The following is a 13,665-nucleotide window of genomic DNA, read 5'->3' as shown; positions in this document are numbered from 1 at the left end:
TCCAAGCACTAGGCTGGAACACAAGTGACGCGCTTGTTCACTGTGAGTGTGCGCAATGGAGTGGCGACGATGAGCCCGGTCCACCCCCTCGACGAGGACGCCACGGCTCGGGCTGTCATCGACGAGAACGGCATCCTGGTCCGCTGGAGCGAAGGCGCCCGGCGGCTGCTGGGCTACGCGCCCGCGGAGGTCGAGGGCCGGCCCGCCGCCCTCCTGCTGGCCGACCCGGACGAGGCCGCGGCTCCTCCCTCCGCCGCCCGCCGCTGGAGCGGCACGCTCGCCCTGCGCCGCCGCGACGGCGGCGTCCTGTCCGTATGGCTGCTCGCCCACCACAGGAGACCCGAGCACGGCGGCCCCGGCGACTGGCTCGTCGTCACGCCACTGAAGGGCCGCCGCCGGCGTCCACCGGAAGACCCGCTGACCATTGCCGTGCTGGCACAGTCCCCCTGCGCGACGGCCGTCTACGACGAACAGCTGCGCCTGTACGGCATCAATGACGCGATGGCCGCCGTGGTCGGCCTCCCCGAAGAACGTATCCGCGGACTGCGTCTCTCCGAGATCGGGGGCAAGCCGGAGAGCGAGGAGCTGGAACAGCACCTGTACGAGGTGCTCGTCGCCGGGCACGGGCGCGAGGTGGAGACGTACATGCGCACCGGCGGCGAGGACCACGCGCACGCCTGGCTGGCCCGGATCGCCCCGCTCACCGACGGTGAGGGCCGGGTGCACGGCGTGTGTCTGGCCGCGCACGACTTCACCCAGCAGTACCGCGCCCGGGAGCGCCTGCAACTCGTCAACGAGGCAAGCGTGCGCATCGGCAGCACCCTCGACGTCACCCGGACGGCGCAGGAACTCGCCGACGTCTGCGTGCCGGCGCTCGCCGACTTCGTCAGCGTCGACCTGATCGATCCGCCGGGCCAGGGCGGTGAGCCCCACCCGGAGCTGCCCGCCGCTCCGTTCGCGCTCCGCCGCGCCGCCCATCAGTCGGTGCTCCCCGGCGCCCCGGAGGCAGTGGTCAAGCCAGGGGACGTCGACGTCTACCCAGCCTCCTCCCCACAGGCGGACTCGCTGCTCGCGGGCCGCACCATCGTGGCGCCGGACGGCGCGACCACACTGGCGGAGTGGCTCTCCTGGGACCCGGTGCGCGGCGAACGCATCGCGGAGTTCGGCATCCACACCACGATGTCGGTGCCCATCCAGGCCCGCGGTACCACCCTCGGTGTCGCCGTCCTCACCCGCTACCGGCGCCCCGAACCCTTCACCCCCGACGACGTCCTGCTGGCCGAGGAGGTGACGGCCAGGGCTGCCGTCTGCATCGACAACGCCCGCCGCTTCTCCCGGGAACGGCAGACCGCGCTCGCCCTGCAGCGCAGTCTGCTTCCCCAGTCACTGCCGCGGACCGCCGCCGTCGACGCGGCCTCGCGCTATCTGCCCGCCGCGCGCGCCGGAGTGGGCGGCGACTGGTTCGACGTGATTCCACTGTCCGGGATGCGGGTCGCCATGGTCGTCGGCGACGTCGTCGGCCACGGCATCCAGGCATCGGCGACCATGGGACGGCTCCGCACGGCGGTACGGACCCTCGCCGACATCGACCTCGCCCCTGACGAACTGCTGACGCACCTGGACGACCTTGTCGTCCGGCTGTCCTCGGAGGCCGGCTCCGAGGAGACCACCGGCGAGGTCGGCGCCACCTGCCTCTACGCGGTGTACGACCCGGTCTCCCGCCACTGCACGATCGCCCGGGCAGGCCACCCGCCGCCGCTCCTGCTCCCGCCGAGCGGACCGCCCCGGCAGATCGACGTACCCGCCGGGCCGCCCCTGGGCCTCGGCGGACTGCCCTTCGAGTGCACGGAGATCGACCTCGCCGAGGGCTCGGTGCTCGCCTTGTACACCGACGGCCTCATCGAGAGCCGCGAGCGGGACATCGACACCAGCCACCAGTTGCTGCTGCGTGCCCTGGCGCAGTCCCCCGAGTCGCTGGAGGAGACCTGTCACGCCATTTTGCAGACACTCCTCCCGGTGGGCGGCGCCTCCGACGACGTGGCCCTGCTGCTCGCCCGTACCCGCGGCCTCGCACCCTCCCAGGTGGCGACCTGGGACATCCCCGCCGACCCCGCACTGGTCGCGCCCATCCGCAAGCAGGTCGTAGACCAGCTGATCTCCTGGGACCTGACCGAGGCGACCTTCACGGCCGAACTGGTGGTGAGCGAACTCGTCACCAACGCCATCAGGTACGGCGAACAGCCCATCCGGCTGCGGCTCATCCATGACGCCACCACCCTCATCTGCGAGGTGTCCGACACCAGCCACACCGCCCCGCATCTGCGCCGCGCCAAGATCTTCGACGAGGGCGGCCGCGGCCTGCTGCTGGTGGCCCAGCTCACCCAGCGCTGGGGCAGCCGCCACACACCCGACGGCAAGACGATCTGGGCGGAGCTGACGCTGCTCGGTGAATGACCGGAGGCGTCTGGTTGGATGAAGGGGCACTTTGTCCGTGTCCCGGAGGACCGAACCCTGAACACCCCGCTGGCGGAAGCTCTCTCCGTCGTCCTGCTCATCGCTGTCCTCGTCTGCGCGGTGGTCCGCCCCTTCAACTGGCCGGAGGCCGTGGTGGCCGTCCCGGCCGCCGGCCTGGTGATGGCGACGGGAGCGATCTCCTGGGACCACGCCCGCGCCGAGGCCGGACATCTGGGGCCGGTGATCGGCTTCCTCGCGGCGGTCCTGGTGCTGGCCCGGTTCTGCGACGACGAAGGGCTCTTCCGGGCCTGCGGCGCATGGATGGCCCGCTGGGCCGCGGGCAGTCCCGGGCGCCTGCTGACCGCGGTCTTCGCGCTCGCCTCCGCGATCACCGCGGTGCTCAGCCTGGACGCCACGATCGTGCTGCTCACGCCCGTCGTGTTCGCGACGGCGGCCCGGATGGGCGCCCGTCCGAAGCCGCACGTCTACGCCTGCACCCACCTGTCGAACACGGCGTCGCTGCTCCTGCCGGTCTCCAACCTCACCAACCTGCTCGCGTTCACCACCAGCGGTCTGAGTTTCACCCGCTTCGCCGCGCTGATGGCGCTGCCCTGGCTTGTCGCCATCGCCGCCGAATACCTCGTCTTCCGGCGCTTCTTCGCCCGCGACCTGGCTGCGGCCGCCCCGGCTCCCAGCGCCGACGAACCGCCGGAGCTGCCGCTGTTCGCCCTGGTCACCGTGGTGTGCACGCTGGCCGGGTTCGTCGTCGCCTCCCCGCTCGGCATCGATCCCGCCTGGTCGGCGGCAGCGGGCGCGCTCGTGCTCGCCGTCCGGGCGCTGCTGCGCCGCCGCACCACACCGCTCACCGTGGTGCGTGCCACCGCCCCCGCCTTCCTCGCCTTCGTGCTCGCGCTGGGCATCGTCGTACGGGCGGTCGTCGACAACGGTCTCTCCGACGCCCTCGGCCGGCTGCTCCCGGAGGGCTCCGGTCTGCTCGCGCTCCTGGGCATCGCGGCGCTCGCCGCCGTCCTGGCGAACCTGATCAACAACCTGCCTGCCGTCCTGGTGCTGTTGCCACTGGCCGCGGTGTCGGGCCCTGGCGCGGTGCTGGCCGTGCTGCTGGGCGTCAACATCGGGCCCAACCTCACCTACGCCGGTTCCCTGGCAACCCTGCTGTGGCGGCGTATCGTGCACCAGCACGACCACGGGGTCGACCTCAAGGAGTTCACCCGCCTCGGGCTGATCGCCGTACCGGCCGCGCTGGTCCCGGCAGTCGTGGCCCTGTGGGCCTCGCTCCACGTTCTCGGAGGCTGATACGCATGCGGGTCGTCGCCTGGCTCGTCGAGGGAACCTGGCCCGCGTGCGTGGACGCGGTCCGCGGCCACGCGCCGCACGCCGCCGAGGTCGTCCTGCTGCACGTCACCGAACCGGGCGTCCCGGGCCTCGCGCACGGCGCCTTCGCCGGACTGCTCGGCCGCGGCCGCTCGGAGCCGGACCCCGGCGACCGTCTGGAGGACCTCGGGAACTCCTCTGCCGCCCGTCTCCTCGACGCGGCGGCCGAGCGCCTCGCCCGCCCCTGCACCCGGCTGGAGCGGACCGGGCGCGCCGAGCGGGAAGTGATCACCGCCGCGGAGGGCGCCGACCTGCTCGTCCTGGCCCGCGACGGCGACCGCGCCCACCTCGGCCCCCGCAGCCTGGGCCCGGCCGGCCGGTTCGTGGTCGACCACGCCCCCTGCCCCGTGCTCCTGGTCTGGCCGGAACCGGCCCCGGACGTCACGACGCTGCCGCCTCCGCCACCCGCCTGATACCCGGCCACGGACTTTGGCCGCGGCTGCCGCCCGGCCTCGTCACGCTCAGCGCAAGCCCGCCCGGAATGCTCCGGGCGGCGCCCCGTAGCGTTCGCGGAAGACCCGGTTGAAGTGGAACGGGCTGGTGAAACCGGAGGCCGCGGCCACCCGTTCGACGGGTAGCCCGGTGGCTTCCAGGAGCCGGGCGGCGTGCAGGAGCCGGGCCTCGCGCAGGGCACGCATCGGCGAGTGGCCGAGCTGTTCGGTGTAGAGGTGCGCGAAGCGGGACGGGGAGAGCGAAACGGCCGCGGCCAGCGAACGGACGGTGTGCGGCGCGCTGGGATCGGCGGCGATGAGGGCCTCGGCGCGGCGCACACGCGCATCGATGTCAAGGCGCGGCCGCTCCGCCCGGGCGGTGGCCAGCAGAACGATCTCCTCCAGGCCGCAGAGGGCCAGTTCGCGGGCGGCGGTGCCGTGCGCGACGGCGATCTCGCCGCGGGAGGGCCCCGCCGCGTCGGGCGGTGTGCCCTCGCCGGTCCAGCGGGCGTCCGCGAGCATCCGGCGAAACGCCGCCTCGACGCGTTCCGGGCCCTTGACCGGGCCGACGGCGTAGAGCCGGTCCTCCAGGGCGTACGGACGCAGCCAGCCCGACCAGGACGGCCTGGCCTGGCAGTGCACCCACCAGAACGCCCAGTGCGCGGCGCCCGGTTCGACGGCGTAGCGATGCGGTGCCCCGGGACCGAGGACCACCAGGTCGCCGGGCCCGGCAGCCGCCCGCGCCGCACCCTGTTCGAGCCGGCCACGTCCGCCGGTGGTCCAGGTGAACAGCCAACTGTCCGCGCCCAAGGGCCTGTTGACGCCGTAGCCGGGCTCCTGGTCGAACCGCCCGATGGTCACCAGGCCCGGCGGTGGCGACGGATCAGCAGTCTCGGGCAACTCGTCAGCACGCACAGGCATCCTCCCGATCGGTGTACCGGCCTAGCGTGAGGCACCTAACCACCGTTGAGAAGGGATGGTCGCATGACAGGCACGGACAGGGTCGGGGACGGGCTGCGGGACTTCGAGGAGCAGGGCTTCGCCGTGGTACGGGGGCTGTTCACGCCCGCCGAGATCGACGAGTTGTGCGCGGAGTTCACCGCGCTGCGCGCCGCCGGGCCGGTGCCGGGGCACTTCGAGCCCCGTACGACCGAGGAAGGCTCCTTCGCCGATCCGCTGCACGCCTTCCCGCGGGTGATGCACCCGCACCGCATCAGCGCGCTGTCCCGGCGCCTACTGCTCGAACCCCGGCTGCGGGACGTCCTGGAGACCCTGCTGGGCGAAGAGGTGCTGGCCGCGCAGAGCATGTTCTACTTCAAGCCGCCGGGCGCGCGCGGGCAGGCGCTGCACCAGGACAACTTCTATCTGCGCGTCGATCCGGGCACCTGCGTGGCCGCCTGGATCGCCTGCGACGTGATCGACCGGGAGAACGGCGGCCTGGAAGTCGTGCCGGGCACCCACCGCATGGACCTGTTCTGCCCGGAGGAGGCGGATGTCGAGATGTCGTTCGCGCGGGAGTACGTTCCGCCGCCGCCAGGCCTGGCCGCGGTGCCCGTCGACATGGCGCCGGGCGACGTGCTGTTCTTCAACGGCAGCCTGGTGCACGGCTCCGGCCCCAATCGCACCGCCGACCGCTTCCGCCGCTCGTTCATCGGGCACTACGTAGGCCGCTCAACGCAGCGCATCGGCGGCTACTACCGCACGCTGACGATGAGCGGCGCCCCCGTCACCCTGGCCGAGAGCGAGGGCGCGGGCCCGTGCGGCACGGAGTTCGCGCCCGCCGCCCCGCACTGAGCAGCCGCCCCGGCACAGCGCCCCGTCGGGCATCGCGTCCCGGAACCGGTCCCGGGACGCGATGCCCCGCTTGCGGAAGAGCCGGTACGACCACGCGCGGCCCTAGGAACGCCGCCGCCTCGCCATCGCGAACGCCGTCCCGACCCCCGCGAACACCAGCCCGATGCCCCCGAAGATCAGCGGCAGAAGCCACAGCGAGGCGAAGCCGTTGATCCGCGCGTCCCCCGGGGAATCGGCGCGGTACAGCACCTCGACGTGTTCGCCCCGGTCGTACGACGGTGGATTGGAGCCCGTCGAGCTCCGGAACGTCCGCAGCCTGCCGTCCGCCGAGGTGAACTCGACCACCGGGTACGCCACGGGCCTGTCGTCCTCCCGTGCCTTGCGGGATGCGCCGTTGTGGTCGTTGCGCCACTCCAGCGCCACCACCGTGCCCGGGGCACGCTCCGCGTCGGCCAGGAACGAGACCGACACCCCCGCCAGGATCAACGCGACGGTCAGGAACAGCGCCCCGAACGCGATGGCCCCCCACATGACCCATCGACGGGCGTCCCGCATCCGAACCCGAACCTGCACAACGTCCCTCTCACTTGTCCGGAGGGGGACGCTATCCCAGGCACCCGGGCCCCTGGACGGTCGGGCTCCGGCAGACGCTCCAGCCGTCTCGGCGCGGCGTCATGAGGTGAATGAGAGGATCGCGTCGGCGACCGCCCTGGGGTTCTCCAGCAGCATGGCGTGCGTGCCGTCGATCTCCACGACCATCACCTGAGCTCGTTCTGCGGCCAGTTCGGCGAGGTCGCGGGCAAGTCCCTTCGCGTAAGCGGTCATCAGCTCGTCGAACCACTCCATGCCCGGTCTGGACGGCACCGCGCGCAGTGCGCGCCCGAGCAGCAGTGGGCGGTTCATCCGGCGGAAGAGGGCGAAGAGGTCGAGCGAGTCGACCGCGTCCAGCACGTCCCGGGCGTGCGCGCCCATCGGCCGCAACTCCGGTCGCCCGTCGGGGCCCTCGCGGACGGCGCGCAGGAGACCCGTCTCCAGCAGCTCGTAGGGGATGCCCAGCGCTCGGGACGTCTCACGCTCCCGGGCGAGCATTTCCTGCAGGCCGCCGGCCGGGAGCGAGCGGCCCGTCATCGCCGCCGCCAACTCCCGCACCCGGCCCAGGCCTTCCTCGACCTCCGCCCGTTCCAGACCCACGTACTGGCCGGGGTGGCCCCACCCGTAGCCGTCCAGGTCGACCGCGCCGGGGGTGACGTCCGGGTGCGCCAGCGCGTACTGGACGGCGATCATGCCGCCGAGCGAGTGCCCGACGGGCAGCGCGGCGGGGACGCCGTACTCCTCCATCACCGCCTCGATGTCCGCGAGGACGCCGGGGAAGGTCCAGGCCCCGGAAGGCGAGAGCCCGTGTCCGCGCAGGTCCACGGCGAGCACCCGGTGGCGGGGCACAAGGAGCGGGGCTACGGCGGCCCAGTCGGCGAGGGTGCGTCCCGCGCCGTGCAGCAGGAGCAGGGGCGGGCCGTCACCACCATGATCGTGTACGGCCAGGGGAAGAGACTCTCCGGTCATTTCCTGACAATAAGGCCTTTGGTCGGGGATCCGTCGGCGTGAGGATATGTAGGGCTCGCGCGAATCAAAATCTGTCTTTGTCAGAGTAGACATTGGCCGAGCACGTGGTTAGAGTTTCTTTCATCGACACAGTCGGAGATGCCCGGCAGACACGAACTGGCGGGAGAGCACGCGCAGTAACGCAGTACGAGTTCTGACACCTACCGATTCACCAGAAACAGGACGGAGGGAGTAAACGCCATCAGGATCGCCCGGCCGGAGAGCGTTCGGACCGGGCATCGCAAGGCCCCGGAACGGAAGGTGGTCCCCGGTCACGCAATCTCGATCCCCGTACTCCCTGCCCTCTCCTGGGCCGGGCGACGGAGACAGAAGGTCGGCGCGTCAATAGCGCCGACGGATGGTGTTCAATTTCCCTCGGGGCCCTGGTGCCGTACGGCATCAGGGCCCCTCGACGCGTGGCAGCACGAGGTGACATGACAGGTGACATGACAGCAGACAGTCCACTGAGCGATCGTCTGGACGACGACGACTACCCCGCGTACACGATGGGCCGGGCCGCGGAGATGCTCGGCACCACCCCGGGGTTCCTCCGGGCCATCGGCGAGGCCCGGCTCATCACTCCGCTCCGCTCCGAGGGCGGCCACCGGCGCTACTCCCGCTACCAGCTGCGGGTCGCCGCTCGCGCCCGCGAGCTGGTCGACAGGGGAACCCCGGTCGAAGCCGCATGCCGCATCGTCATCCTTGAGGATCAGCTCGAGGAGGCACAACGCATCAACGCCGAGTACCGCCGCACGGCGAAGCAGGCGTCGGACGATTCCCCGTCCGCCTGAGCACCGTCGGCCGAACCTCCGGTGCGCGATGGGATCACCGGGCCCTCCGGCCGGGCCCGGCCCCCTCGCCACGAACCGGGCGTCCAACCCTGGCGCAGAGCCCGGCCCAGCCGCGCTTGACGCCTGCCGCCGCAGACGCTTGGATCTTGTGCGTGCCGGGCCGCGCGCCCGGCACCAGAGGTGCGCCCAGCCGGTAGCGGACGAGAGTCCAAGCCCGGACCGAGTCGCCAGGACCCAGGAGCGTCCGAGGCGGGGTCGTACTCGCCATTGATGGAGCGGACATGCCCGTCAAGCGTGTTGCCCGCGTCGAACGTGTCGCAGCGGCCGCCTTGCTGGCCGCCCTGATGACGGTCGCGGGCTGCGGCTCCGGTGGGGACACCACCACCGACTCGTCGAAGAAGGCACCGACCACCACCGCCTTGCGTCTGCCCCCGCCGCACGCGGGTTTCGACTACCAGATCGGCGGCGCCTACCCCCCGCCGTCCGACGTCCGCATCGTCAGCCGCGACCGTGCGTCCTCCCCCGCGCCGGGCCTCTACAACATCTGCTACGTCAACGCCTTCCAGGTCCAGCCGGACGAACGGGACGAGTGGCCCGCCGACCTGCTGCTGCACGACGGGCAGGGCAAGCCGGTCCTCGACCGCGACTGGGACGAGGTGCTGCTCGACATCGGCACCCCGGCGAAACGCGAACGCGTGGCCGCCCGGATCAACGAGTGGATCGACGGCTGCGCCGACAAGGGCTACGACGCCGTCGAGCCCGACAACTACGACAGCTACACCCGCTCCCACCGCCGGCTGACCGCGGACGACGCCACGGCCTTCATCACCCTGCTCTCGGCGCACGCGCACGCCCGCCATCTGGCCATCGCCCAGAAGAACACCGCGGAACTGGCCGGGCTCAGGTCCAGGACCGGGCTCGACTTCGCGGTGGCGGAGGAGTGCGCCGAGTGGGACGAGTGCGGGACGTACGCGAAGGCGTTCCACGACCGCGTGCTCGTCGTCGAGTACACCGACAGCGGTCTTCGCAAAGCCCTCTCGGGCTTCGGCGACCGGCTGAGCATCGTGCGCCGGGACATCAAGGTGTCGACGCCCGGCAGCGAGGGGTACGTCCGCAAAACCCGCTGACGGGAGGCGTGCAGGGCCCTTCCCGGGCCCGCACTTCGCTGCGCCGGCGCCGGTCACGACACGGCCCGCGGCGGCACCTGCGCGGACCGCGGCCGGTGCATACTCATATCCGCCTGCCGCCGGTTGAGCGGGCTCGTACGAAGCGGACGTATCAAGGGACATGCCGACATTCATGGCCGACGGGCGCGAGGACAGCGTGCCGGTGACCACCGTGGAGAAGCCGCCGCGCCGTGGAGCCCGGCTGCTTCGCCACCGGCGGTGGCTGTTCGCTCTCGCCGTGGTCGCGCTGCTGGCCCAGATGGCGGTGGCGATGGTCACGACGGCCGTGCAGCAGACACCGACCATCGACGAACCCGTGTACGCGGGCACGGCGGTGGTCTACGCACAGCAGCACAACCTGCACTTCAACCCGGAGCATCCGCCGCTGGGCAAGCTGATCATCGCGAGCGGGCTGGTCCTCGCCCACCCGCATCTGGAGGCCGGTCTCGGTGGCGACCAGGGGGAGCTCGGACGGCGTCTGCTGTACGAGTCGGGCAACGATCCCTGGCGGCTGATGCTGTGGGCGCGGCTGCCGGTGATCGTGCTGACCCTGGGGTTCGGGCTGGTCGTCCTCGCCTTCGCCCGTGATCTGGTGGGCCCCGCGGGCGGGTTGGCGGCGCTGGCCCTCTACACGTTCTCCCCCGATGTCATCGCGCACGGCTCACTGGCCACGCTCGACGTACCGGCGGCCGGTTTCGTGCTGACGTCGGTCTGGCTGCTGTGGCGGGCGGGCCGGCGCCCGCGCCTTTACCTCCCGCTCGCCGGGGTGGCACTGGGTGCGGCCCTGGCCACGAAGATGAGCACCTTGACGGCGGTCCCGGTGCTGCTGCTCCTGGTCGTCGTGTCCGTCTGGCGGGCCCGCCGCTCCCCCGGCCTCGACACGCGCGCCAAGCTGCGGCTCCTCGCGCTCGGCGCGGCGACGGCGGCCGCGGTGGCGCTGATCGCCGTGGCCGTGGTGTGGGCGACGTATCTCGCCGTCGATCCGCGGCTGCGCTGGTCGACTCCGGCGAACGTGCCCACCGTGCACGGGTTGCGCGGGCTGGTCATCGACTGGATGCCGTTCCCGCGGCCGTACCGGGACGGGATGCGCGTCCAGTTCGGCTTCGAGTACGCGACCTGGGAGGGGTTCCTCTTCGGTCGGCTCTACCGCGGGTCGCTCTGGTACTACCTGCCGGCCGCACTGCTGGTGAAGACGCCGCTCGGGATGCTCGTGCTGTGGGCGGCCGGTGCCGCGGCGCTCCTGACGGTTCGCCGGCTGCGGCCCGCGGCGCCGTACCTGCTCCTCCCGCCGGGTGTGCTGCTGGTCGCGGCGATGTTCGGGTCACGTGACCTCGGCGTCCGGTACGCGATCTTCGTGCCGATGTTCCTGGCGGTCGCGGCCGCCGGTGTACTCGCCGTGCGCCGCCGTTGGACTCACGTGGCCGGTGCTGCGCTGATCCTGTTCGTCGCGGTCAGCTCGCTGCGCACGTTCCCGTACTACCTGCCGTACTCCAACGAGGCGTTCGGCGGCACCGCGAAGACCCATCTGCGCCTGCACGACTCGAACGTCGACTGGGGCCAGGATCTGGGACGGCTGGCCGACCGGCTCCGCGAACGCTATCCGGGCCGGAAGGTCTGGCTCGTCTACAAGGGCAGCGGCGTGCCGGCGTACTACGGCATCGAGGCGTCCGATCCGCGCAAGGCGCCGCCCGGCGAGGTGCACGGACTGCTCGTCGTCTCGGACTCCTCGGTCGCCAAGGCCCGGGGCCGGCTGGCGACGCTGATCGCCACCAGCACACCCATCGACCAGGTCGGCCACTCCGTCACGATCTACCACCGCCCTTGAGGGGCCCGCGCCGCAGTCGGGCTACGGGAGTTCCTGCCCTCAGGTGACCGTGCGGCGTGGGAACGGCGCGCCCGCGCGACGGGTCCCGCATCCTCGACTCGCGCAGGACCGGCACTCGGCCGGTCGCAGCCGTGCGAGGAGGATCCGGTGCCGAAACGCCCCCCGTCCCTCAGGACGCCCCGTGCCACATCTCGCGGGAGGCTCCGCGCCTCCGCAGTGGGGACGGTGCTGGCGGCCGCACTCGGCTGGGCCGCCCTGGGCCCGGCCCCCGCACAAGCCGCACACCCCGAACCCGCCCCGGGGCCCGTGGCAGCCGCTCCCGCTCCCGGCACGCTCTGTGCGCACGCGGGCACGCTGAAGGGCAGAGATGGGCAGCGGGCCGACGTCAGCCTGTGCGTGAGCACGGGGAGCCGGGTCATGACCGTGTCCGCCGCGGCCACGTGCGGGCGGGTCGGCGAGTCCGTCCGGTATGCCTGCGGGACCTCGGGAAGCTGGACGGTGCGGCGCGCGGGGAAGAACCTCGCCGCGGGCCCGCTGCCCGGCGGAACGGAGTACCCGGGCCCGGCGGCCTACCGCGTCAGCGGCGCCGTCCACGTCCGGTCGGCGCCCGCGGGGATCGATCTGAGCGGGCCCGTCCACGCCACGCTGACCCTCGTCGAGCCGAAGCCGGTCCCCACCCACCGCATCGGGGTCGACCGGCGCGTCGTACGGGCGAACGCCACGACCACGCTGACGTACACCGTCTCGCGCGACAGCGAGCAGGGCGACGGCAGCGCCCGCCTGGGGATCGTCGGCGACGAAACGTCCGGCGTGGAAGTGACCACGAGGGATCCCCGGTGCATCAACCCGCTCGTCGGCCGCTATCCGTCGACGGCGCGCAACATGTACGCCGTCGACTGCACCCTCACCGACCTCCAGCCGGGCCATCCCTCCACCGTCGTCGTGCGGGTGTCCGTCAGGAAGACGTGCAGCACGGTGGTGTCCAAGCTCGGCTACTGGATGCCCCAGGGCCGGGGCTCGACCGCCGGCGGCATGATCACCGGACCCACCGTCACCTGCGAACGGTCACGCGTCCTGTGACGAGTCGGAACCCGTCACCAGCAGGTCCAGTGCCCGCTCCCAGCGGAACTCCCCGCGCCCGCCGCTCTCCGGCTCCCCGGCGTAGGGGTCGCCGAAGCGCACGCCCATGCCCCGCAGCCGCTCGACGCTCGCCCGGTACGCCGGGTGGGCGGCGAGTGCCTCGTTCACACAGGGCAGGACGGCTATGGGCACCCCGAGGCCGTACGCCTCGCACAGGGTCCCGAGCGCGAGCGTGTCGGATATCCCGGCGGCCCACTTGTTCACGGTGTTGAAGGTGGCGGGCGCGACGACGACCGCGTCGGGCGCCGGGAAGGGGCGCGGGTCGCCCGGTGCGCGCCAGGCCGACCGGATCGGCCGGCCCGTCCGGGTCTCGACCGCTGTCGCGTCGAAGAACCCGAGGCCCTGCGGGGTCGCGATGACGCCGACCTCCCAGTTCCGTTCCTGGGCGGCGGTGATCAGCTTGCCGATGTCCTCGGCGATGCCCGCCGCGCAGACGACGACGTAGAGGAAGGGCTTCCCGGCGTGTTCGGTCACGCGGAAACCCTAGTGAAGCCGGGGGAATCCACGTGAGGGCGGCCCTCGGTTCGCGGTCGCTCCTCCGCGGTGCGCGATCCGTCCGCGGTCACCGGACGGGGAAGGTCCTCCCGCGTTCCGCCTCGGGACGCGGTCCGAGGATGCGGCGCTCCTTCTCCTCGATGGGTACGTCGTTGATGCTCGCCTCGCGCCGCGTCATCAGTCCGTGCTCGTCGAACTCCCACAGCTCGTTGCCGTACGAGCGCCAGCACTGCCCGTCGGCGTCGCGGGACTCGTACTGGAAGCGGACGGCGATGCGGTTGCCGTCGAAGGCCCAGAGGTCCTTGCGCAGGGCGTACTCCTGCTCGCGGGCCCACTTCGCCGTCAGGAGCTCGACGATCTCGGCGCGGCCGGTGACGAAGGTGTCGCGGTTGCGCCAGACCGAGTCCTCGGAGTAGGCGAGCGAGACCTTGTGCGGGTCGCGGGTGTTCCAGGCGTCCTCGGCGGCCTGGACCTTCTGGAGCGCGGTCTCGCGGGTGAAGGGCGGCAGGGGCGGGCGGTCGGTCATGGCGTCATCCTCGGCGTCGACAGGAGAGAACGTACGTTCTCCGGTATCGCTG

The 13,665-nt window shown here is 72.2% G+C and carries 13 protein-coding genes; 8 read left to right on the top strand and 5 right to left on the bottom strand.

Translation table 11 applies throughout. The annotated features are described in order from the left end of the window. The first annotated feature begins 69 nt into the window (after window positions 1-69). The 3 genes from ACN6LB_RS25410 to ACN6LB_RS25400 are packed head-to-tail and all read left to right on the top strand — an operon-like array spanning window position 70 to window position 4,259. The gene (locus ACN6LB_RS25410; RefSeq protein ID WP_445027935.1) at window positions 70-2,454 is read left to right on the top strand and encodes a SpoIIE family protein phosphatase; all 2,385 of its coding nucleotides are present in this window, start codon (window positions 70-72) and stop codon (window positions 2,452-2,454) included. A gap of 18 nt (window positions 2,455-2,472) precedes the next feature. Beyond that, window positions 2,473-3,768, top strand: a complete 1,296-nt coding sequence (locus tag ACN6LB_RS25405) for an arsenic transporter (protein ID WP_356136172.1) — start codon at window positions 2,473-2,475, stop codon at window positions 3,766-3,768. A 5-nt stretch (window positions 3,769-3,773) separates the two neighbouring features. Next, window positions 3,774-4,259, top strand: coding sequence for a universal stress protein (locus ACN6LB_RS25400; protein ID WP_445027934.1), 486 nt, complete (start codon window positions 3,774-3,776; stop codon window positions 4,257-4,259). Window positions 4,260-4,307: 48 nt separating this feature from the next. Here the strand turns inward: ACN6LB_RS25400 and ACN6LB_RS25395 are convergent, their stop codons facing one another. Continuing rightward, window positions 4,308-5,198: a helix-turn-helix domain-containing protein gene (locus ACN6LB_RS25395; RefSeq protein WP_445027933.1), complete on the bottom strand. Its 891-nt coding sequence runs from the start codon at window positions 5,196-5,198 to the stop codon at window positions 4,308-4,310. 63 nt (window positions 5,199-5,261) lie between these two features. Between ACN6LB_RS25395 and ACN6LB_RS25390 the strand changes: the two genes are divergently transcribed. Further along, the gene (locus tag ACN6LB_RS25390; RefSeq protein ID WP_445027932.1) at window positions 5,262-6,071 is read left to right on the top strand and encodes a phytanoyl-CoA dioxygenase family protein; all 810 of its coding nucleotides are present in this window, start codon (window positions 5,262-5,264) and stop codon (window positions 6,069-6,071) included. Window positions 6,072-6,173: 102 nt separating this feature from the next. On the opposite strand, the gene ACN6LB_RS25385 is transcribed toward ACN6LB_RS25390, so the two are convergent. Continuing rightward, window positions 6,174-6,626 (bottom strand): DUF3592 domain-containing protein, encoded by a 453-nt coding sequence (locus ACN6LB_RS25385; RefSeq protein ID WP_445027931.1) that lies wholly within the window; start codon window positions 6,624-6,626, stop codon window positions 6,174-6,176. Window positions 6,627-6,743: 117 nt separating this feature from the next. Beyond that, the gene (locus ACN6LB_RS25380; protein ID WP_445027930.1) at window positions 6,744-7,631 is read right to left on the bottom strand and encodes an alpha/beta fold hydrolase; all 888 of its coding nucleotides are present in this window, start codon (window positions 7,629-7,631) and stop codon (window positions 6,744-6,746) included. Window positions 7,632-8,116: 485 nt separating this feature from the next. Between ACN6LB_RS25380 and ACN6LB_RS25375 the strand changes: the two genes are divergently transcribed. From ACN6LB_RS25375 to ACN6LB_RS25360, 4 genes are all read left to right on the top strand, one after another. After that, window positions 8,117-8,461: a MerR family transcriptional regulator gene (locus tag ACN6LB_RS25375; protein WP_445027929.1), complete on the top strand. Its 345-nt coding sequence runs from the start codon at window positions 8,117-8,119 to the stop codon at window positions 8,459-8,461. 281 nt (window positions 8,462-8,742) lie between these two features. Continuing rightward, complete coding sequence (locus ACN6LB_RS25370; RefSeq protein ID WP_445027928.1) at window positions 8,743-9,588, top strand: endo alpha-1,4 polygalactosaminidase; 846 nt, start codon at window positions 8,743-8,745, stop codon at window positions 9,586-9,588. A gap of 160 nt (window positions 9,589-9,748) precedes the next feature. Further along, entirely contained in the window at window positions 9,749-11,452 is a 1,704-nt protein-coding gene (locus ACN6LB_RS25365; protein WP_445027927.1) for an ArnT family glycosyltransferase, read from the top strand. A gap of 417 nt (window positions 11,453-11,869) precedes the next feature. After that, window positions 11,870-12,532: a hypothetical protein gene (locus ACN6LB_RS25360; RefSeq protein WP_445027926.1), complete on the top strand. Its 663-nt coding sequence runs from the start codon at window positions 11,870-11,872 to the stop codon at window positions 12,530-12,532. Here ACN6LB_RS25360 and ACN6LB_RS25355 read toward each other — a convergent pair. Together ACN6LB_RS25355 and ACN6LB_RS25350 are read right to left on the bottom strand one after the other, a co-directional pair. Next, entirely contained in the window at window positions 12,518-13,066 is a 549-nt protein-coding gene (locus ACN6LB_RS25355) for a flavoprotein (protein WP_445027925.1), read from the bottom strand. The genes ACN6LB_RS25360 and ACN6LB_RS25355 overlap by 15 nt on opposite strands. Before the next feature lie 88 nt (window positions 13,067-13,154). Further along, window positions 13,155-13,613: a nuclear transport factor 2 family protein gene (locus ACN6LB_RS25350; RefSeq protein WP_445027924.1), complete on the bottom strand. Its 459-nt coding sequence runs from the start codon at window positions 13,611-13,613 to the stop codon at window positions 13,155-13,157. Window positions 13,614-13,665: the final 52 nt, after the last annotated feature.

This window comes from Streptomyces sp. SAS_270 (assembly GCF_052543295.1).
The sequence above is the reverse complement of the archived record's forward strand: the minus strand, read 5'-3'. Positions and strand labels throughout refer to the sequence as shown.